This is a genomic window from Actinomadura sp. KC216 (assembly GCF_004348535.1).
In the GTDB taxonomy this organism is placed as follows: Bacteria; Actinomycetota; Actinomycetes; order Streptosporangiales; family Streptosporangiaceae; genus Spirillospora.
Map to the genome: position 1 here is coordinate 1 of NZ_SMJX01000145.1, position 19,956 is coordinate 19,956.

At 70.1% G+C, this 19,956-nt stretch carries 18 protein-coding genes; 3 read left to right on the forward strand and 15 right to left on the reverse strand.

Going from position 1 to position 19,956, the window contains the following annotated elements; translation table 11 throughout:
- Positions 1-51 precede the first annotated feature (51 nt).
- The 5 genes from E1264_RS23820 to E1264_RS23840 form a co-directional block, all read right to left on the reverse strand.
- Positions 52-807, reverse strand: coding sequence for an enoyl-CoA hydratase-related protein (locus E1264_RS23820; RefSeq protein ID WP_132177143.1), 756 nt, complete (start codon positions 805-807; stop codon positions 52-54).
- Positions 808-2,073 carry an amidohydrolase family protein gene (locus E1264_RS23825; RefSeq protein WP_132177145.1) on the reverse strand — a complete coding sequence of 422 codons (1,266 nt, stop codon included), beginning with the start codon at positions 2,071-2,073 and terminating at the stop codon, positions 808-810.
- Positions 2,074-2,185: 112 nt separating this feature from the next.
- Positions 2,186-3,646 (reverse strand): aldehyde dehydrogenase, encoded by a 1,461-nt coding sequence (locus tag E1264_RS23830; protein ID WP_132177147.1) that lies wholly within the window; start codon positions 3,644-3,646, stop codon positions 2,186-2,188.
- Positions 3,627-4,715, reverse strand: a complete 1,089-nt coding sequence (locus E1264_RS23835) for a zinc-binding dehydrogenase (RefSeq protein ID WP_132177150.1) — start codon at positions 4,713-4,715, stop codon at positions 3,627-3,629. Before E1264_RS23835 ends, E1264_RS23830 begins: the two co-directional genes overlap by 20 nt.
- A gap of 1 nt (position 4,716) precedes the next feature.
- A complete protein-coding gene (locus E1264_RS23840; RefSeq protein ID WP_165964334.1) occupies positions 4,717-5,613 on the reverse strand; it encodes a cytochrome P450 in 897 nt (298 codons plus the stop codon).
- A 21-nt stretch (positions 5,614-5,634) separates the two neighbouring features.
- On the opposite strand from E1264_RS23840, the gene E1264_RS43605 reads away from it, so the two are divergent.
- Entirely contained in the window at positions 5,635-6,066 is a 432-nt protein-coding gene (locus E1264_RS43605; protein ID WP_165964335.1) for a hypothetical protein, read from the forward strand.
- On the opposite strand, the gene E1264_RS23845 is transcribed toward E1264_RS43605, so the two are convergent.
- The 3 genes from E1264_RS23845 to E1264_RS23855 are packed head-to-tail and all read right to left on the reverse strand — an operon-like array spanning position 6,042 to position 8,923.
- Positions 6,042-7,226, reverse strand: a complete 1,185-nt coding sequence (locus E1264_RS23845) for an acyl-CoA dehydrogenase family protein (protein WP_132177154.1) — start codon at positions 7,224-7,226, stop codon at positions 6,042-6,044. The two genes, E1264_RS43605 and E1264_RS23845, sit on opposite strands and share 25 nt — an antisense overlap.
- Positions 7,223-7,708 (reverse strand): hypothetical protein, encoded by a 486-nt coding sequence (locus tag E1264_RS23850; RefSeq protein WP_132177156.1) that lies wholly within the window; start codon positions 7,706-7,708, stop codon positions 7,223-7,225. Before E1264_RS23850 ends, E1264_RS23845 begins: the two co-directional genes overlap by 4 nt.
- A gap of 30 nt (positions 7,709-7,738) precedes the next feature.
- The gene (locus E1264_RS23855; protein ID WP_165964336.1) at positions 7,739-8,923 is read right to left on the reverse strand and encodes an amidohydrolase family protein; all 1,185 of its coding nucleotides are present in this window, start codon (positions 8,921-8,923) and stop codon (positions 7,739-7,741) included.
- 136 nt (positions 8,924-9,059) lie between these two features.
- Here E1264_RS23855 and E1264_RS23860 point away from each other — a divergent pair, with 136 nt between their 5' ends.
- Positions 9,060-10,691, forward strand: a complete 1,632-nt coding sequence (locus E1264_RS23860; protein ID WP_165964337.1) for a thiamine pyrophosphate-binding protein — start codon at positions 9,060-9,062, stop codon at positions 10,689-10,691.
- 46 nt (positions 10,692-10,737) lie between these two features.
- Here E1264_RS23860 and E1264_RS23865 read toward each other — a convergent pair whose 3' ends face one another.
- Genes E1264_RS23865 through E1264_RS23895 form a run of 7 tightly spaced genes read right to left on the reverse strand, consistent with a single transcriptional unit; the run spans position 10,738 to position 18,431 of the window.
- Complete coding sequence (locus tag E1264_RS23865; RefSeq protein ID WP_132177162.1) at positions 10,738-11,928, reverse strand: lipid-transfer protein; 1,191 nt, start codon at positions 11,926-11,928, stop codon at positions 10,738-10,740.
- 38 nt (positions 11,929-11,966) lie between these two features.
- Entirely contained in the window at positions 11,967-13,589 is a 1,623-nt protein-coding gene (locus E1264_RS23870) for an AMP-binding protein (protein ID WP_132177164.1), read from the reverse strand.
- A complete protein-coding gene (locus tag E1264_RS23875; protein ID WP_132177166.1) occupies positions 13,582-14,361 on the reverse strand; it encodes an enoyl-CoA hydratase/isomerase family protein in 780 nt (259 codons plus the stop codon). The genes E1264_RS23870 and E1264_RS23875 overlap by 8 nt, the downstream gene beginning before the upstream one ends.
- A complete protein-coding gene (locus E1264_RS23880) occupies positions 14,361-15,503 on the reverse strand; it encodes an acyl-CoA dehydrogenase family protein (protein ID WP_279491285.1) in 1,143 nt (380 codons plus the stop codon). Before E1264_RS23880 ends, E1264_RS23875 begins: the two co-directional genes overlap by 1 nt.
- A 26-nt stretch (positions 15,504-15,529) precedes the next feature.
- The gene (locus E1264_RS23885) at positions 15,530-16,408 is read right to left on the reverse strand and encodes a TIGR03619 family F420-dependent LLM class oxidoreductase (RefSeq protein WP_132177170.1); all 879 of its coding nucleotides are present in this window, start codon (positions 16,406-16,408) and stop codon (positions 15,530-15,532) included.
- 32 nt (positions 16,409-16,440) lie between these two features.
- Positions 16,441-17,664, reverse strand: a complete 1,224-nt coding sequence (locus tag E1264_RS23890; protein ID WP_207936110.1) for an amidohydrolase family protein — start codon at positions 17,662-17,664, stop codon at positions 16,441-16,443.
- Between the two features lie 20 nt (positions 17,665-17,684).
- Complete coding sequence (locus E1264_RS23895) at positions 17,685-18,431, reverse strand: enoyl-CoA hydratase-related protein (protein ID WP_243711132.1); 747 nt, start codon at positions 18,429-18,431, stop codon at positions 17,685-17,687.
- 251 nt (positions 18,432-18,682) lie between these two features.
- Between E1264_RS23895 and E1264_RS23900 the strand changes: the two genes are divergently transcribed.
- Complete coding sequence (locus tag E1264_RS23900) at positions 18,683-19,849, forward strand: thiolase family protein (RefSeq protein ID WP_132177174.1); 1,167 nt, start codon at positions 18,683-18,685, stop codon at positions 19,847-19,849.
- Positions 19,850-19,956: the final 107 nt, after the last annotated feature.

Sequence of the window (19,956 nt, forward strand, 5' to 3'; positions counted from 1 at the left end):
TCTTCGGCCTCCGGCGGATACTCCATGTCCATCGCGGTACCTCCGGCCTGCTCAGCGATTGCGCCAGCGGGGCTGCCGCCGCTCGGCGAAGGCGGCGACGCCCTCGGCGGCGTCCCCGGACCAGAACACGGCGTGGGCCAGCTCCCGCTGGCGCATCCAGAAACCGTCGGCCGCCGGCCCCTGGCAGCCGCGGAGCAGGTTCTTGCTCGCGGCCACCCCGAGCGGCGCGCCGCGGGTGATCATCTCCGCCATGGTGAGCGCCTCGTCCAGGGCGGCCCCGGGCGCGGCCAGCCGCGAGACGAGGCCGAAATGATGGGCCCGCTCGGCGCTGATGCGCTCACCGGTGAAGGCCATCTCGGCGATCAGCGGTCTGGGCAGAACGCCCGGCAGCCTGTAGAGCGCGCCGCCGCTGGGGAACAGTCCCACCCGGACCTCCGGCAGGCCGAGTGCGGCGTCGGACGCCGCGACCAGGATGTCCGCGACGAGAGCCAGTTCGAGGCCACCACCGAGCGTGACCCCTTCAAGGGCTGCGATCAGAGGCTTCTTCGTACCTTCCCGGAGGAGCACCTGCACGCCCCGCGGCTTACCGGTCCGGGCGAACTCCTTGAGATCCATCCCGGCGCAGAACGTCCCACCGGATCCGGTGAGCACTCCGGCACGGAGCGCGTCGTCCCGGTCCAGTTCCTCGAAGGCGGCACGCAGCCCCAGCGATACGTCGGAGTTGATCGCGTTCTTCACCTCCGGCCGGTTGAGCGTGATCACGAGGGTGTTCTCGTTCACCACCTCGGTGAGCACCGCGTCCGTCATCTACGAGGCCCCCAGCAGCGTCGAGGCCGCCTGGACCGGGGCCGGGGGCTCCGGGTGGTGGTAGAGGGCGGCGGCGTTCCCGAAGCAGATCTTCTTGACGGTCTCCGTGGGCAGCTGCTCCAGCTCCGAGCGGAAGAGGGCCTGGCTGTCGGGCCATGTGCTGTCCGTGTGCGGGAAGTCGACCTCCAGCATCATGCGGTCCTCGCTGATGACATCGAGGCGGCGGAACGCCGACGGGTCCTCGATCGAGGTGAACCAGAAGTTCCGGTGCAGGATGTCGACGGGATGCGTGGGGAGTGCGGCCCACACCTTGGGCTCCGCCTCCCGCTGGCGGTAGGCCCGGTGGAGGCGCTCGACCACCATCGGCACCCAGGAGATTCCGGCCTCCGACAGCACGATGCGGATATCGGGGTACCGCTCCGGAACACCGGAGAAGATCCAGTCGACGACCGTCTCGATCCCGTTCAGCGGGAACAGCGCCACCTGCACGGGCACGGGCGAGTCGGGAGAGGGGCAGCTGATCCGGCCCGACGAACCGACATGGAGGTTGATCGCCGTCTCGGTCTCGGCGCAGGCGCGCCAGAACGGCTCCCAGTGGTCGGAGTGGACGCTGGGATACCCGAGCGCCGCGGGGTTCTCGGTGAAGGAGACGGCGTGCACACCCCGCTCGGCGTTGCGGCGGACCTCCTTGGCGGCCAGTTCCGGGTTCTCCAGATAGGTGAGCTGGCACGGGATGAACCGGTCGGGATGGGAGCCGGCCCATTCCTCCACCACCCAGTCGTTGTAGGCCCGCACGCAGGCGTACGCCACCTCCGGGTCGGGCAGACGCGACAGCGTCGTGCCGGAGAATCCCCAGGTGACGGACGGGAAGCACAGCGAGGCCCACACTCCGGCCAGGTCCATGTCCAGGACGCGGGCGTCGGTGTCGTACACCGATCGCCGGTAGTCCTCCCTCCGCATCTTCATCGACCGCCACTGGCTGATGGGCCGGTTGGCCGCACCGTCCATGCCGGTGAAGAAGTGGTCCTTCCCGCCGATCCGCCACGCGGGCCGGCCGTCGACCTCGACCGCCTGCGGCGCGTCCTGGCGCAGCCTGGCGGGCACCCGGTCGAACAGCGTCGTGGGCTCGAACGCGTGGTCATCGACCGAGATCACCGGGCACCAGACGTCCCTCGGCTCCGGCTCGGGGAGGAACAACAGCTCGTCGCCGGGCCCGACTGAGAAGACGTCGTCGCGGGACAACGCGTCTTCGAGGTCCTTGGGCATGGTTCGACCTCCGTATCTTTCCGCCGCGATGCGGCCTCAGCGTGAACCTTGTGGACGGGGAGCCGATCGCCGGATCGGCGGCTGAGAACTGCCTGTGTCACCAGTGCTCAGGTCATGGCAGGAGGGGCAGCTGCTTCGTCTCGGTGAAGGCGAGGAGGCCCTCGACACCGCATTCACGACCGATCCCGCTCTGCCCGAAGCCGCCGAAGGGCGCGTCGAAGCTGCCGCCCTGGCCGTTGACGAGGAGCAGGCCGGCCCTGATCCGCTTCGCCACGTCGGACGCGTGCTCGGCGTCGTCGCTCCACACGCTCGCGGCAAGCCCGTACTCCGAGTCGTTGGCGATGGCCACGGCGTCGGCCTCGTCGTCGTACGGGATGACCCCGACGACCGGGCCGAAGATCTCCTCACGGGCGATGCGCATCGAGTTGTCGACATCGACGAAGACGGCCGGTTCGACGTACCAGCCCGCGTCCAGGCCCGCCGGGCGACCGCCGCCGTAGGCGAGCGTCGCCCCTTCGTCACGGCCGATGCCGATGTAGCCCTCCACCCTGTCCCGCTGACGTTCGGAGACCAGTGGGCCGATCTCTGTGGCAGGGTCCATCGGGTCGCCCACCTGCATCGACGCCACCATCTCGCACAGGGCGTCGGTGAACTGCCGCTGCCTCGACCGGGGCACCAGGATTCGCGTCTGGTTGGTACAGGTCTGCCCGCTGTTGCGGAAGGCGTAGTCCCGCAGGCCCTCCATCGTCTGCGCGACGTCCGCGTCGTCCAGGATGAGCGCGGCCGACTTCCCGCCCAGTTCGAGCGTGCAGCGCCGCAGGTCACGCCCGCAGATCTCGGCGATCCGGCGACCGGCGGCGGTGGAGCCGGTGAACGCCACGCGGTCGACGCCGGGGTGGCTGACGAGGTGCTCGCCCGCCGCACGATCGGCGGGGACGACGTTGAGCACTCCCGGCGGGATGCCGGCCTCGTCGAAGATCTCCGCCAGGACCAGCCCGTCGATCGCCGTCTCGGGGGACGGTTTCGCCACGACGGTGCAGCCGGTGATGAGGGCCGGCGCGATCTTCATCAGCAGGAGGGCCTGCGGGTAGTTCCACGGCGCGATGGCGGCGACGACGCCCGACGGGTCGTGGACCACGCGGGCGGGCAGGCTGAGCCCCTCGCGTACCTGCTCGAACTCGAACCGTTTGCCGAGCTCGATGAAGTACGCGAGAACGTGCTGCGCGATGGGTCCCTGGGCGCGGCGCGAGAACGTGATCGGGCTGCCCATCTCGGCGGTGATGAGCTCGGCGAGTTCTCCGGCGCGTTCGGCGTAGAGCTCACCCGCCCGCTCAAGGTGGCGGACCCGGTCGGTGACCGGGAGGCCGGACCAGGTTCCTTCGTCGAAGGCACGGCGAGCCGCCGCCACGGCACGGTCCATGTCGTCGGCGGTGCCGTCCGGGGCGCATCCGATGATCTCCAGGGACGCCGGTGACACGATGTCGCGCAGCGGCCCGGTCGACTTCACCCATTCGCCGCCGACATATACCGCCTCGCGCCGGCGATCCGCGAATTCAGAACGTTGTGACGACACTTCGGATCACCTCACCGGAAAGCATCGCCTGCATGGCGACATTGACCTCGTCCAGGCCGACCTGCTGCGAGACGAGTGCGTCGGTGCTGAGCCGGCCGCTCTCGATCAGGTCGATCAGGACCTGGTAATCGCGCCGGATCTGCGCCGAGCCGGCCACGCACCCCTTCACCGTCTTCTCCTGCGCCTGCAGGTCGAACGCGGGGACCCGGAACTCGCCGTCCATCGGCCCGTAGCCGACGAGCACCAGCGTTCCGCCCTTGCCGATCATGCGGTACGTGGACGCGACGATCTCCGGCGTGCCGACGACGTCGAAGGCGCAGTCGGCGCCCTTCCCGCGAAGCAGTTCCCTCACCTGCTCCTCCGGGGGCGCGACCGCCGGATCGACCGTGTCGGTGGCCCCGAGGCGGAGGGCGACCTCGCGTTTGGACGCGACCGGATCGACCGCGATGATCCGGGCGGCGCCGGCGACGGCCGCGCCCTGGATCACCGATTGGCCGACACCGCCGCACCCGACCACGGCGACGGCCGATCCGGGGCGCACCCGCGCGGTGAACAGGGCCGCACCGACGCCCGTGGTCATGCCGCAGCCGAGCAGGGCCAGATGGGCATCGGGCAGATCCGAGTCGATGCGGACGACCGATGCCTCGTCGCACGTCAGGATGTCGCTGAACGTGCCGATGCCGCTCATCGCGACGGCCTGGGATCCGTCGCTCCGGGCGGCGCGCGGCTTCCGCAAGAACGGGCCCAGCGCGTCGCACAGGTGCGAACTGTCGCGTACACAGTACGAACAGGTGCCGCAGGCCGGGCGGAAGGACGCGATCACGCGGTCACCGACGGCGACGCGGTTCACCTGCTTCCCGACCTCGACGACCGTTCCGGCCCCCTCGTGACCTCCGATCATCGGCCCGGAGACCATGCCGGCGAACAGTCCGTTGCGCACCGAGAGGTCGGTGTGGCAGATGCCGCTCGCACCAACGGCGACGACGACGTCGCGCGGGCCGGGCGCCAGCGGTTCGAGCGATTCGACCGCGAGGTCCTTTCCGAATTCCAAAAGCACGGCTGAACGCATGTCAGCGGTCTCCCTGAAACCGAAGGGGCAGATAATCGATGCCCATCATCTGACCCATCATCAGACGAGGGAGGTACCGCGGGGTTCCCACGAGCTCCAGCGGTGGACGTTCGACGAGGGCCTCCAGGAGAATCCGTATCTCGGCTCGCGCCAGTGGCGCACCGGCGCAATAGTGCGTGCCGATGCCGAAAGCGAGGTGCTGCCGGGCGTTCTCCCGATCCGCCCTGAACGTCGCGGGGTCCTCGAACTGCTCGGGATCGCGGTTGGCGGCCCCGTAAAGCAGCACGAGCCGCTCTCCCTCCGCCAATGCGGCGTCGCGGAGTCTCGTCGGTTCCGTCACGGTCCGGAACATGGTGTGGACGGGCGGGAAAAGGCGCAGCCCCTCCTCCACGATCCCTTCGATGGACGCGGTATCCGACCGCATCCGAGCCTGGAGCTCGGGGTGTGTCACCAGGTGGTGGACGAGGCTCGCGATGGACCGCGCCGTCGTCTCGAATCCCGCGAAGACGAAGGACCGGATGGTTCCGAGCAGCTCATCCTCGGTGAGCGGCCGGCCGCCGAAGTCCGCCTGGACGAGCGTGCTGAGATAGTCCCCGCGGGGCTCCTCCCGCCGCTGGTTCAGATGGGTGCTCGTGAGGGCGCCGAGCTTCTGCACGGCATCGGCCATCGCCGGTGTGCCGGCGTGTTCGAGGATCGCCGTCGCGAACTCCTGGAGCTGCTCGTTCGCGTCCTCGCCGAACCCGAGGAGGTGCCCCACGGCCCGCACCGGAATCTGCACGGCGACGTTCTGCACGAAGTCGGTGTCGTCGCCGTCGGCGAACGAGTCGAGGACGCGCCCGGTCAGGTCGCGCAGATATGGCTCGATCTTGCGCACCCGCGGTGCCTTGAGCACCTCCATGAACAGCTTGCGGTACGCGGTGTGGAGCGGTCCGTCGAAATCGATGGGAATGTTGGGCGGCTGACCGGCGTGCCGCGGGTGCACGACGCCCTGGGCGGAGGAGAACCTCTTGCCGTCCTTCTCGACTTCGACGACGTCCGCATGCCGGGTGATGAGCGCGAATCCGTCGTGCGCCGTGGTCCTGGCGACCGGGCAGCCCGCGAGAAGGCGGTCGTAAACCTGCGTCAGAACCTCGTGGTCGAGCGCTTCATCGTGGTGGTCGAAGTCGGCGGCGAGTCGGTCGACTTCCGCATCGTGATGCTTTCCTGTATCGCTCTGCATTTGCAATCCCTGACCCCTGACCCGTGTCTGCTGCCCAAAGCTTCGCTATCGGCGATAATCCGCGTCAAGGCGTGCTGGGTGGTGGCAATAGTGCTCGCATTCGGTGTTCATGCCTTTCCGCCGACGCGTTGATCGAAGCGCAGGCCGAGGTATTCCGATGCGATTCGCACACGCTGGACGTTCGGCGTGCCCCCGGCCAGCGACCAGCCGTGCGCGTCCCGGTGCAGCCGCTCGACCTCGTACTCCTCCGAATAGCCGTATCCCCCGTGCAGCTGGATCGACAGATCGGAGACCACCTTGGCCATCTCGTTCGCCGTGCATTTCGCGATCGATGCGGCCAGCGGGCTGGGCGCCGCCCGGCCGGCGTCCGAGGCCGCGGCGTAGATCAGCAGCCGTGCCGCCTCAACGCGCATCACCATGTCGGCGATCGCTCCTTGGACGAGCTGGAAGTCCGCGATCCGGCGGCCGAACTGTTCGCGCTCGGCGACGTGCCGGGCGGCGCGGTCCAACGCGGACTGGCCGACGGCGAGCGACATCGTCGCGTTGCCCAGCCGCTCGATCGAGAACGCGGTGAACAGCTTCGAGAACCCGCCGGCCGGGACGATCAGGTTCTCGAGGGGCACCCGTGCATCGGTGAAGACGATGTCGGCCGAGCCGATTCCCCGGAACCCCATGAGCCGCTCCTGCGGCCCGAAGGTCAGGCCGGGGGTGTCGCCGTCCACGACGACGGCACCGATTCCCTTCGCGCCCGGCCGGTCGGCCAGCCGCACGTAGACCAGGTACCACTCGGAGTGCCCGGCGCCCGAACACCACCGCTTGACGCCGTTGAGGACGATCTCGTCCCCGTCGATCCGCCCCCTGGTGGTCATGTCGGTCGCCGCCGAGCCCGCGTCCGGTTCGGAGATCGACACCGCGAGCGTCTTCTCCCCGGCCGCGATCGGCGGCAGCAGGCGCGCCTTCTGCTCCTCGGTGCCGAGCAGCTCGATCACCCGGGCCGGGCCGGTGCACGCCTCGAACACCGGCCAGGCCGCGACGGGTGATGCCTTGGCCAGTTCCTCCAGCACGATGAGCGCGTCCAGCAGCGGCCGGCCCTCCCCCCCGTACTTCTCCGGGATGGTGATGCCCAGCAGCCCGAGTTCGGCCAGGCCACGCCGTTCCACCGCCGGTAGCGGTGTGCGGCCGGAGTCCCACTCCCGCGCGTTCGGGGCGAATCGTTCGGCGGCCAGCGCCGCGACCATCTCGCGCAGGTCTCGCTGGTCGGAGTCGAGCCGGGCGAGGACGTCCTTCGTCATGGCGCCTGCCCGGCCCGCCGCCGGGCGATCGCCTCGTTGACGCGCTCCGCGACGGCGGCCGACCTCTCGTCCGGCTCCGCGTCCGGGTCGCTGACCGGGTTGACGCCGCGGGCCGCCGAGAAGATCTCGACCGACAGCGACCCCTCCGGGCCGGCGACATGCGGCCCGTAGAACTCACCCGGACGCGAAACCATCACGTCGCCGGGGACGAGCGTCTGCCCGCCGGGCACTTGGAGGGACCCCCGCACCATGACCTCGACCCGGAAGCAGTCGTGGGCGTGCCGGGGCAGCGTGTCACCGGGAGCGATCTGCAACAGCGACGCGACCGGGACCTCCGGGTCGTCCGGGTCGTCGCCCATGAAGACGCTTCCGAGGTCCCATCCGGGCATCACCTCGCGGGTGACCTCCCCGGCCCATCTCCTTTCCGGTGGCGTCATCACCTCGAAAAAATCGGGATCGTCGAAACGGAAGTACTCTGGCATGGCAACGCTCCAGTTTCTCTGGTCCCTCGGTCAGGCGGGCAGAAGCAATTCACCGTTGGTCGCGAAGAAACGCTCGCGGGCACCGTCCGGCGCCTGTGCGAGTGCGGCCTCCTGAAGAGCACGGGAGTCCTTGCCGCCTTCCACATGCGGATAGTCCGTGGAATAGCAGTAGACGGACGACAGGTCGCGGTGGCGCTCGAAATAGCGGGCGATCGGCTCGAAGTAGAAAGGCGTCACCCTGACGTTGCGGGCGAGGTATTCGGACGGACGCATGCTCAGCGTGCCGTCCAGCCTCGACCGGAACTGGCCCTCGGCCCAGCAGTCGAGCCGCTCGGCCAGCGGGCCGACCCAGCCCGCGGCCAGCTCGATCGCCCCGAACCGCAGCGACGGGTGCCGTTCGAAGACGCCGCCGAGCACCATCGTCGAGATCAGGTTCTCGGCGCAGAAATGGATCGTCGTGGCCCGGTAGGGCTCGATGGGCAACTCGACCGTGGACTTGTCCGAGGGGTGGAACACCTCCACGCCCTTGGACCACGCCCCCGAGGCGAGAAAGCCGAAGTCGGTCCCGAGGTGGATCGTGACCGGCACATCGGCCTCGGCCGCGAACCGCCAGAACGGATCGAGGTCGGGGTTAGCCGGCGATGTGCCCGCCGGTGGGACGTTCGCCGGGATCATCAGCGCCCGGATTCCACGCTCGAGCATGGAGCGGGCCTGCCGCACCATGTCCTCCACCGAGGTGTCGGTCAGCACGATCCCCACCGGCCGGACCCGGTCCGACGTCGACCTGGTGATATCGGCGGCCCAGTCGTTGTGCGCGGCGACGGCCATGCGCCCGAGCTCCCGGCCGTCGACCCGGCCCGGGTCGAATCCGAGCCAGGCGTGCGCGTTGGGGTCGTTGACGAGGATGAGCGCGAACAGCCCGAAGGTCGGGAAGACCAGCTGCCGGGTGATGCCCATCTCGTCGAGGACGTCCGGGCGCCGGCGCAGGTCGATGGCGGACGGAGCGCTCGCGCCCTTCAGCCGCCACACCGTCTCCTGCGTGATGGGCGTGGTGTCGGCGACCAGGCCGGGAACCGACAGCGGGTTCGCGCGGGCCCGGCTGTGGATGTCGAAGCCGACCTCGTTCACGCGGCGGGCGATCTCCTCGCCGAACAGCTCGCCCCAGAGCTCCAGCGGCGCCATCTCGTGGCTGTCGACGTCCAATACTGCCGTCACGGGCTCCTCCTCCAGGCTGTTTGTCAGGCGATATTCCGTCACCGCCCAGATCGGTACAAGGGACTCCTTATGCTGTTATTCGTTGAACCACCCGAGAAGCAGTGCGCGCTCGCGTAAGCGTGATTTCATGAGCCGGATGTCCAGCTCCGATGTTCTCGTTCACTCAGCCATCGCCAGGGCGCTCGCCGCGCAGGGCATGACGACGCTCTTCGGGGTCGTGGGAGAAGGCAATATCCGCGTGCTCGCCGACCTCGTCGAGGACCACGGGGTCCGTTATGTGAAGGCGGCGCGCGAGGACGGCGCCGTCCTCATGGCGGCCGGATACGCGTCGGTAACCGGCGAAGTCGGCTTCGCGACCGTGACCCACGGCCCGGGCCTGACCAACACCGCCACCGCGCTCACCCAGGCCGCCCGCGCCGGCCTGCCGGTCGTGGTACTCGCCGGCGACACCGACCCGGCGCTGCCCCACGGCCGCCAGCGGATCGACCAGGCGGCCCTGGTGGCGCCGACCGGCGCGGGCTTCCAGCCGATCGTCTCCCCCGCCACGGCCGTCAAGGACGTCGCGCGGGCCGTCGGCAGGGCCCGCGCCGAACGGCGCCCGATCGTGCTCAACGCCCCGGTCAACGTCCAGGCGGGGACGGTCGCGTACGCGCCGGCGAAGGCGAGCCCGCCCGCCCTCCAGGCGGTCGGACCGGACCTCGACGCGCTCGATCGCGCCGCGGGGGTGATCGCCACGGCGCGGCGGCCCGTCGTCGTCGCCGGGCGCGGCGCCGTCCTGGCCGGCGCCGCGAAGTCCCTTCGCGCGCTGGCCGCGGCGATCGGTGCGCCCGTGGCCACGACGCTGCGCGCCAAGGACCTGTTCCGCGGGGAGCCCTTCGACCTCGGCATCTGCGGCACCCTTTCGCACGCTCCGGCGACCGAGACGATCCTGGCCGCCGACTGCCTTCTGGTCTTCGGCGCCGGCCTCAACTCCGACACCACGGCGGGCGGGTCACTGGTCGACGGGAAGCGCATCGTTCACATCGACCTGGACCCGGGCCGCCTCGGCCTGCGAACCGAGGTCACGGTCGCCGTCCAGGCCGACGCCGGACGCGCCGCCGACACCCTGCTCGAATGGCTCGGCGAACTCGATCTCCCGCACGGGAGCACGCTCTGCACCGAGGAGCTGCGGACCCGTCTCTCCGAGTTCGGTCCCCGATCGGAATTCGCGCCCCACGACGGGGGTTCCGTTGACGGCCGCGATCTGACGCTTCTCCTCGACCGGGTCTTCCCCCGAGAGCGGACCTTCGTCTCCGGCTCCGGCCGGTTCATGCTCCCGGGATATGCCTGGATGCGCGTGACCGAGCCGTCCGCCTTCATCGAGACGGTGGACTTCGGCTCCATCGGGCTCGGCCTCGCGACCGCGATCGGCGCGGCCGTGGGGCGGCCCGAACGCCCCGTCCTGCTCACCGCGGGCGACGGCGGGCTCGCCATGGAGCTGCCCGAGCTGCTCACCGCCGTCAGATATGGGCTCGACCTCGTTCTCGTGGTGTACAACGACAGCGCCTACGGGGCAGAGGTGTCGATCACCGATCGGCTCGGCAAGGCACACGACCTCGCCGTCCTGCCCGATACCGACTTCGCGTCGATCGCCCGGGGGATGGGCGCCTCGGGCGTGACCATCGCCGGCCCGGCCGACCTGCCCCGCATCGCGGAGGCGATCGAGAACCGCCGCGGGCCGCTCGTGGTCGATGTGAGGACCGATCCGCGTACCCCCATCCCCCACTGAGCCACCGGCGCCGGCTCCGGGAGCACCCCGGAGCCGGTGCCGGCCATCATGCGGGCGCGCGGTACATCGTGACGACCGCGGCGCCGCCGAGGCCGATGTTGTGCTGAAGGGCGGTGCTCGCGCCGGCGACCTGCCGGGCCGCTGCCTCGCCGCGGAGCTGCCAGCAGAGCTCGGCGCACTGGGCCAGGCCCGTCGCGCCCAGCGGGTGGCCCTTCGAGATGAGGCCACCCGACGGGTTCACGACCCACCGGCCGCCGTAGTCGACGACCCCCTCGTCGATCAGCCTTCCGGCGCCGCCGGCCTCGCACAGCCCCAGGGCCTCGTAGGTGATGAGCTCGTTCGTGCTGAAGCAGTCGTGCAGCTCGATCACCTGCACGTCCTCGGGCCCGATGCCCGACCGGTCGTACACCGCGCGGGCGGCGTCCCTGGTCATGTGGTATCCCACCAGCCCGGCGTCACCGCCGTCGAAGGTGGACTCGGTGTCGGTGGTGAGCGCCTGCCCGGCGATCTCCACCGCCCGCGGCCCCAGGTCGTGGCGCTCGACGAAGGATTCGCTCGCCACCACGGCCGCCGCGCCGCCGTCCGAGGTCGGGCAGCACTGAAGCCTCGTCAGCGGATCGTGCACCGCGGGCGAGGCGAGGATGTCGGCGAGCGAGTACTCGTCCCGGAACTGCGAGTACGGGTTGTTCACCGAGTGGCGGTGGTTCTTCTCGGCGATCCTGGCGATGGTCTCCCGGCTGACCCCGTACCGCTCCATGTACTCGCGGCCGGCGTTGCCGAAGATCTGCGCCGCGGCCGGTGCCCCGGTGAGACCCCGCCGGGCGGCCATCGCCTCGATGTGCCGTCCGGTCGGTGCGGCACGGTCGCTCCAGTACTCCCGCAGGCTGCCGCGTTCCATTTTCTCGAAGCCGAGCGCCAGCACGCATTCGGCGAGCCCCGCCCGTACGAACTGGTTGGCGAGATACAGCGCCGACGACCCCGTGGAGCAATTGTTGTTGACGTTCACCATCGGGATGCCGGTCAGCCCCACTTCGTACAGGGCGCGTTGCCCGGACGTCGAATCTCCGTAGCAATAGGCGAGGAACGCGTGGTCGACGTCCCGATAGGGAATGCCCGCGTCGGCGAGCGCGTTCACCGCCGCCTCCCGTCCGATGTCGGGGTAGTCCCACCCGGGGCGTGACCCCGGCTTCTCGAACCTGGTCATCCCGACACCGATGACGAACGATCGCCGCGTCATGCTTCTCCTTCACGTTCGGTACCGCCCGGCGACCGGTGCTATCGCCGGTCCCACTCGACGCCGCTCTTCTCGCGGTCCCAGGTGGCGGGGGTGCATCCCTCGTCACGCAGCCTGTACTTGTGCACCCGGCCGACGTGGCTGGTGGGCAGCGCCTCACGGAACTCGATGTACCGCGGCAGGGCGAAGTAGGGGACGCGTTCCTTCATCCAATCGAAGAGCTCGGGCTCCGCTATGCCGGCGCCCGGTGCCAGGACCGCGGTGACCTTGAGGTCGTCCTCGGTCAGCTCGGACGGCACCGCGTGCACGGCCACCTCGGCCAAGGCCGGATGGGCAAGGAGCGCCTGCTCCACCTCCTGGCTGGAGATGTTCTCGCCGCGGCGCCTGAGGTAGTCCTTCTTCCGGTCGACGAAGTAGAAGAACCCGTCGTGATCGAAGCGGCCGAGATCTCCGGTGTGGAACCACAGGTTGCGGGTGACCTCGGCGAACGCCGCCGGTCGCCGCCAGTACCCCTGGAACATCACACCCGGCCGCCGGGGCCGGCACACCACCTCGCCGACCTCGCCCACCGGCACCTCCCGGTCGTCGCCGTCGAAGATCCGGACGTCGAAGTCCTCCGAGTTCGCCTTCCCGGAGCTGCCCGGAGGAGCCGGGACACCGACCTCAAGGGTCGTCAGGGGGAAGCACTCGGTGAGCCCGTAGGTGTTGCCGCCCACGCGCTCCACACCGAAGCGGGTGCGCCACACCTCCTGCAGCTCCGGTGGGAAGGGCGCACCGTGCACGACACGGATCCGCCCGTGGCAGCGCTTCATCTCCGGCGTCTCGTCCATCTGCGCGATGAGCGATCCCATGGAGCCGAGGAGGTTGACCATCGCGGCACCGGTTCGCTCCACCTCGGGCCAGAACCTCGACACCGAGAAACGGGGGGCGATGGACGCCGAGCCCCGCAGGAGCATGGTGCCGAGGATGGTGCCGCTCACGAGGTTGAAGTGGTAGATCGGCAGCGGGCTCCAGTTCAGCTCGTCCTTCGTGCGCCCGCTCTGCACCAGGAACCCCCGGGCGGAGCTGAACACATAGCCGTTCGAGATGACACAGCCCTTGGACGGGCCGGTCGTCCCGCCGGTGTAGATGATCAAGGCCGTGGCGTCGGAGCCGCGGTCGGCCCAGATCTGCTGACCGGCGTCGGCGAGGTACTCCTCCAGTGGCTCGACGAGGACGTCGCCGATGCGGCCGGCCGCGCTGAGCCCGCGGACGAGAATGCGCTCGACGTCCGGCAACCGCGTGATCTCCGCTCGGAACCGGTCGACGAAATCGGCCTCGCACACCACCACGCGAGCGGCGGAATCCGCCACGACATGCGACAGGAAGTCGCCTTTCAACGCGGTGTTGACGGGCACCCAGATACCGCCGAGAAGGTTCGTCGCGAACCACAGCGAGACCGCGTCCGCGTTGTTGTCGAGCATCGTGACGACGGTCTGATCGGGCCGGACCCCCGCCTTGCGCAGCCCCGCCGCGTACGAGGACGCCCGCTCCCACAGCCGGCGGTAGGTGTACGGCTCCCCGCCGAAGTCCAGGAACGGCAGGTCGCCGACCTCCTCGGCGCATTCGCGCAGGAGGCCGACGGCCGTCAGCCCTTCGACCGAGCCGGTCCCCCAGTCACTCATCGCTCCTCCTGTCCTCAACTCGTCCGACGCCGCGCGACCACGGCGGAAGGCGCCGCTCGGCGAAGGCGGCGAAGCCCTCTTTCGCCTCGGCCGTGCCGATCGACGCGGCGACGGATCGTTCGTCGACCGGTGGGAGATGCTCGTGCACCGCCCGCTTCCACGCGGCCCGCGCTTGCGGGCCGGCCTCAAGCAGCTCGTACGCGGTGCGCTCGGCCGCGTCATGAAGCTCGTCGTGCGGCACCACCCGGGCGACCAGGCCCATCGCGTGCGCCTCCGCGGCGCTGAACGAACGCGACGTCAAAGCCAGCTCCTTCGCCCGCGCGAGGCCGATCACCGAGGGCAGCAGAGCCGAACTCCAGGGAGCCGCCACGCCGAGCCGCAGCTCCGGCAGCCGGAAGCGGGCCCGTTCGCTCACGACGGCCACGTCGGCGAGGACGGTGAGCCACAGGCCGCTCGCCTGGCAATGGCCGTTGACCGCGGCCACGACCGGGACGTCCCCCCGCCGCAGCGGCGAGAACGGCAGGTCCTCGTCCCGGAGTGGGGCGCTGCCGGAGTCGTGCGACGCCATATCGCCACCGACGATGAAGACGTCATCGACGCCCGTGATGATGAGTGCCTCAAGCCGGGGATCATCCGCGACACCCCGGATCGCGCGGCCGAGACCGAGGTACATCGCCACCGACAGGGAGTTACGCCGCGCGGGGTTGTTCACCGTGCACCAGGCGATCGGGCCCTGCCGCTCGAATCGGAGGTTCGGCGTACCGAGGTCCATCAGACCCCCAGCATCCGGCGGCCGATGATGTCCTTCATGATCTCGTTGGTGCCGCCGTAGATCGACATCGCGCGCCCGTCCCGCCAGGCCCGGCCGACCGCGCACTCCTCCATGTACCCGTACGCGCCGTGCAGCTGGACGCATGCGGTCAGCACGCGGGAGTTCAGTTCCGTGCACCACCACTTGGCCTGCGCCGCCTCCTCGGCGGACAGCCGGCCCGCGGCATGCGCGGCAATCTGCGCGTCGACGAACGCCTGGGTGACGTCCAGCTCGGTGCGCATCGTGGCGAGCTGGAAGCGGGAGTTCTGGAAGGAGCCGATGGGCTGCCCGAAGGCATGACGTTCCTTGCAGTAGGCCAGGGTCTGCTCGAAGGCCGCCCGCGCGTGTGCGAGGGCCATCACCGCGATGGACAGGCGTTCCTGGGAGAGCATCGCCATCAGGTGATAGAACCCGCGGCCCTCCTCGCCGAGGAGGTTCTCTCCCGGCACGACCACGTCGTCGAAGAACAGCTCGGCGGTGTCCGCCGCGTGCTGGCCGAGCTTGTCGAGATTGCGTCCCCGGCTGAATCCCGCCCGGCCGGACTCGACGACGAGGAGGCTGAGGTCGCGCCGGGCGGTCTCGCCGCCCCCGGTGCGGCACACGAGGATCACCAGGTCGCTGTGGATGCCGTTCGAGATGAAGACCTTGCTGCCCCGGACGATGTAGTCGTCGCCGTCCCGCACGGCGCGGGTGGCGATCGCGGCCAGATCCGACCCCGTGTCCGGTTCGGTCATCGCGATCGCGCCGACGAGTTCCCCGGAGCACAGGCCGGGCAGCCAGCGTTCCCGCTGCGCCGGCGTCCCGTACCGGACGAAGTACGGCACGACGACGTCGGCGTGGGTGGAGATCCCGAGGCCGGCGTTCAACACGCCGGCCCGGCACATCTCCTCAAGCACGACAGCGTTGAAACGGAAGTCCGGGTGGCCGGCGCCGCCGAACTCCTTGGGCACGCCGAGTGCCAGGATCCCCGCCTCCCCGGCCTTGCGGAAGACGGCCTTGTCGGTGATGCCGGCGCGTTCCCACTCCTCGAAGTGAGGGGTGATCTCCCGGGCGATGAAGGAGCGGACCGACATCCGGAAGAGGTCGTGATCGTCGTGGAAAATGGCTGGTCTCCTCGGGTATGCGGCTCCTACGCCGTCCTGATCGACTCGACGAGCTCGGGGAGCGCGGCGGCGATGGCGTCCACGGGAAGGTCGTGGATCGACTCGCGCCGTTCCCCGATCTGCCATGGCGCGAGCAGGAAGGAATCCACGCCGAGTTCGCGGAGGGCGGTCATCCGGGCCCGCGTCACCGTGCCCCTGATTCCCGTCCGGATCTCGAATGGACGGTCCTCGGTGCCCGCCTCGGCGCGTGCCTCGGCGAGCCGGGCGACGATTCCGGCGAGTTCCTCCAGCGAGTGGTTCGCGCCGACCCAGCCGTCCGCCTCCGCCGCGCAGCGCCGCAGGGCGGCATCGGACGTCCCGCCGACGAAGATCGGGAGGACGCCCGGTGGAGCCGGGTTCACGGCGACCTGGGCGAAGGAGAAATGCTCGCCGTGGTGGGCGACGAGCCCGCCGCTCCACAGCCGCCGGAGCAGCGGCAGCATCTCGTCCAGGACGGCGCCCCGCCTGCCGAAGTTGTCCTGCCCCAGGGCCTCGAACTCCTCGCGGAGCCATCCGACGCCCACACCGAGGTCGAAGCGCCCGCCGCTCATCGCCGCCACCGACGCCGCCCCCTTCGCCAGCGGCACCGGGTGCCGCAGCGGTGCGATGAGGACCGCGGTCATGAACCGGACACGGGTCGTGGCGGCGGCGAGCGCGGCGGCGGCGACGAGCGGATCGGGAAGCGGCGCCTCGGGTGGCAGGGTGACCGGCTTCGCGCCGCCGTAGGGATACGGCGACGCGAAGGTGGCCGGCACACAGGGGTGGTCCGAGAGCGCGAGACCGGTGACACCGGCCTCCTCGGCGGCGAGCGACAGCCGCCGCAGACCGTCCGCGGGCAGGAACGGCAACGAGAGCCAGACCTTCATGGCCGTCCGGACGGGCCCATGTGCCGGCGCGGTCACCGCCTCGCCGCGGGCGGCTCGGGCAGCTCCAGGTTGAACACCCGCGCGGCGTTGGTCTGCATGACCTTGCGCTTCACCTCGTCCGAGAGGCCCGCGAGCTCCTTGTGCGCCACCTCGATCGAGTTCGGCCACGTCGAGTCGGTGTGCGGGTAGTCCGTCTCGATCATCACGTTGTCCACGCCGATCTTCTCGATGGCGCTGACACCGAAGGGGTCCTCGATGAAGCAGCCGAAGATGTGCTGCCGGAACCGTTCCGACGGCAGGATGGACAGGTCGAGGCCGCCGAGGTCGCTGCGGTCTCCGACGGCGCCCGTGGTGAGGTCGCCGCCGCCGAAGTCGCCCTTGGCCGCCCAGGCCCGGTGCACCTCGACCACGTGGTCGCAGCGCTCCAGCACGTAGGGGATCCAGCCGATACCGCCTTCGGAGAGGCACAGCTTGAGGTCGGGGTACCGCGGCAGCCACGGGCTGAAGAGCCAGTCGATGCACGCGGCGGCCGTGCTGGCGACCGGCGTCAGCGCGATGACCCCGGCCATCGGCATGTCGGGGGACGTGGACGGCAGCTGCGAGGACGAGCCGAGATGCATGCAGATCGGCATCCCCGTCTCGGCCGCCGCGGCGACCATCGGCTCCCAGTGACCGCTCGGGTCATGGATGGACGGCAGGCCCAGCTGGTACGGGTTCTCGCTGAAGGCGATCGCCTTCGCACCCATCGCCGCGGTGCGCTCGATCTCCTCGGCGGCCAGCCGCGGGTCCCAGAGCGGGAGGATGATCATCGGGATCAGCCGGCCCGGTGCGGTGGCGCACCATTCCTCGATCATCCAGTCGTTGTAGGCCTTGACGCACGCGAGGCCGAGTTCGCGGTCGTCGGCCTCGGTGAACGCCTGGCCGCAGAACCTCGGGAACGACGGGAACGAAAGCGAGGCCAGCACCCCCGCACGGTTCATGTCCTCGATCCGGGCGGCCGGGTCGTAGCATCCCGGCCGCATGTCCTCGTAGGTCACCGGGAGCGGGCTGAACTCCTCCCGTTTCTTGCCCGCGGCGGCGGACAGCCCGGTGGTCGGCATCCGCTTGCCCTCGAAGACCCACGCCTCGCCCTGATCGTCCCGCACGATCCGCGGGCCGGCCTCCTTGAGCCCGGCCGGCAGCCGGTCCTGCCAGACGTGCGGCGGTTCGAGCACGTGGTCGTCGACCGAGACCAGCCAGTCGAGCGAAATCTCCATGATCGCCTCCATTCGTGTGGTCACGGCGTCGCTGCCGTCGCGGTGGGCGTGCCGATGCCGCGCCGGGCGGTGTAGGCATCGAGGGAGTCCCGGAACTGCGGTAGCGCGAACGTTTCGCTTTCGGACGCGAACGCGAAGTCGATCACGTTCGCGATCGCCCTGCTCATGTGGATGTTGATGGCACGTTTGGTATCGGCGAGCGCCTGGCGCGGCTGCCGCGCCAGGCGCTCGGCCAGCGCATGCGCCCGCGGCAGCACCTCGTCCGCCGCCACGACGTGGTTCGCCAGCCCGATGCGCTCGGCGGTCACCGCGTCGATGCGGTCGCCGGTGAACAGGTACTCCTTCGCGCGGAGCACGCTCATCATGAGGGGCCAGGCCAGCACGCCGCCATCGGCCGCGACGACGCCGAGGCTCACGTGCGGATCGGCCAGGAAGGCCTCCTCGCTCATGAAGACGACGTCCGACATCACGGCCAGGCTGCATCCCAGGCCGACGGCCGGACCGTTGACCGCGGCGATGATCGGTTTGGGAAAGTCCAGCATTTCGGTGACGATGCGCCGCGCCTCCGCCATCGTCCGGTAGCGGAACCGCGGGTCGCCGGCGACACGGGTGAGGAACTCCATGTCGCCCCCGGCGGCGAAGGCCCTTCCCGCACCGGTGAACACCACCGCCCGGACCTCGTCGTCATCGCGCAGCCGGCCCCAGACCTCCGCCAGCTCCGCGTGCAGCTCCTCGTCGACGGCGTTGAGCCGGGCGGGACGATTCATCGTCACCGTTCGTGTCGGACCATCGCCTTCGACGAGGAGCACAGGCGATCCATTGCCGTTCATCCTCACCAGCCCTCCGTCGGAACTGACCCAAGTATTAGCGGACGGCCGTGTTTCGAAACAGATTCAACGGATGCCATTACCCGTACTGCCACCCTGCCGTTCCGTTGTCTACAAAAGGACCCGGCGCCTCGAATGACGGGCCAATTGGCGTACATTTACTCGGGCACCGAATTGAATCCGGAGGAACCATGCCCGAAGCCGTCGTCGTGGAGGCCGTCCGCACCCCCATCGGCAAGCGCAACGGATCGCTCGCCGACGTCCACCCCGTCGACCTGTCCGCGCACGTGCTCCGGTCGCTGCAGCAACGCACCGGGATCGATCCCCAGGTCATCGACGACGTCGTCTGGGGCTGTGTGAACCAGGTCGGCGACCAGGCCGCGCAGGTGGGCCGGTACGCCGTCCTGGCCGCGGGCTGGCCGGAGACCGTACCGGGCATCACGCTGAACCGGGCGTGCGGGTCAAGCCAGTCGGCCTTCGACTTCGCCGCCGGCATGGTGATGGCCGGGCAGTACGACGCCGTGGTGGCCGGTGGCGTGGAGACGATGACCCGGGTACCGCTCGGCGCCGGCCGCGACCTCGGCCGGCCCTTCGGTCCACTGGCCCGCGCCCGGTACGCGGCGGACCTGACCGGCGGCGAGTTCCCGGGCGAGGACTTCCACCAGGGCATCGGCGCCGAGCGGATCGCCCGCCGATGGGGCCTGTCCCGGCAGCGGCTCGACGAGTACGCCGCGCGCTCCCACGAGCTCACGGCCGCCGCGATCGACGCGGGCGCGTTCGACGCGCAGCTCGTCCAGGTCCCGGGCAAGCCGGAGTTCACCACGGACGAGGGGCTGCGCCGTGGGACCACGGCCGAGACGCTCGCGAAGCTCAAGCCGTCCTTCCACGAGGACGGGCTGATCCACGCGGGCAACGCCTCACAGATCTCCGACGGCGCCTCGGCCGTGCTGATCACCACCCCGGAGAGGGCGCGGAACCTCGGCCTCACGCCCATCGCCCGCTACCACTCCGGGGCGGTCTGCGGCGCCGATCCGCTGATGATGCTCACCGGCCCGATTCCGGCGACCCGGAAGGTCCTCGGCAGGTCCGGGCTCTCGGTCTCCGACATCGGGGTCTTCGAGGTCAATGAGGCGTTCGCTCCGGTCCCGCTGGCCTGGCAGGCCGAGCTGGGCGCCGGCGACGCGGTCCTCAACCCGCTCGGCGGAGCGATCGCCGTCGGCCACCCCCTCGGCGCGTCCGGCACGATCCTGCTGACGAGGATGCTGCATCACATGCGGGACCTGGGCATCCGCTACGGCCTGCAGACCATGTGCGAGGGCGGCGGCACCGCGAACGCCACCATCGTCGAGCTTGTCTGACCGGCCGGGCGGCGGCCTGCCGTGAGCCGTGACGGCAGGCCCTGGCCGCGCTCAGGTATAGGCGCGCAGGAACGTGTCCACCCCGTCGGCGAGGATCTCGTCGACCC

Coding starts and splice junctions, on each gene's coding strand:
- E1264_RS23820 (WP_132177143.1), bottom strand. CDS start 807: ATGACGGACGCGGTGCTCACCGAGGTGGTGAACGAGAACACCCTCGTG.
- E1264_RS23825 (WP_132177145.1), bottom strand. CDS start 2,073: ATGCCCAAGGACCTCGAAGACGCGTTGTCCCGCGACGACGTCTTCTCA.
- E1264_RS23835 (WP_132177150.1), bottom strand. CDS start 4,715: ATGCGTTCAGCCGTGCTTTTGGAATTCGGAAAGGACCTCGCGGTCGAA.
- E1264_RS23840 (WP_165964334.1), bottom strand. CDS start 5,613: ATGGAGGTGCTCAAGGCACCGCGGGTGCGCAAGATCGAGCCATATCTG.
- E1264_RS23845 (WP_132177154.1), bottom strand. CDS start 7,226: ATGACGAAGGACGTCCTCGCCCGGCTCGACTCCGACCAGCGAGACCTG.
- E1264_RS23850 (WP_132177156.1), bottom strand. CDS start 7,708: ATGCCAGAGTACTTCCGTTTCGACGATCCCGATTTTTTCGAGGTGATG.
- E1264_RS23860 (WP_165964337.1), top strand. CDS start 9,060: ATGTCCAGCTCCGATGTTCTCGTTCACTCAGCCATCGCCAGGGCGCTC.
- E1264_RS23865 (WP_132177162.1), bottom strand. CDS start 11,928: ATGACGCGGCGATCGTTCGTCATCGGTGTCGGGATGACCAGGTTCGAG.
- E1264_RS23870 (WP_132177164.1), bottom strand. CDS start 13,589: ATGAGTGACTGGGGGACCGGCTCGGTCGAAGGGCTGACGGCCGTCGGC.
- E1264_RS23875 (WP_132177166.1), bottom strand. CDS start 14,361: ATGGACCTCGGTACGCCGAACCTCCGATTCGAGCGGCAGGGCCCGATC.
- E1264_RS23885 (WP_132177170.1), bottom strand. CDS start 16,408: ATGAAGGTCTGGCTCTCGTTGCCGTTCCTGCCCGCGGACGGTCTGCGG.
- E1264_RS23890 (WP_207936110.1), bottom strand. CDS start 17,664: ATGGAGATTTCGCTCGACTGGCTGGTCTCGGTCGACGACCACGTGCTC.
- E1264_RS23895 (WP_243711132.1), bottom strand. CDS start 18,431: ATGAATCGTCCCGCCCGGCTCAACGCCGTCGACGAGGAGCTGCACGCG.
- E1264_RS23900 (WP_132177174.1), top strand. CDS start 18,683: ATGCCCGAAGCCGTCGTCGTGGAGGCCGTCCGCACCCCCATCGGCAAG.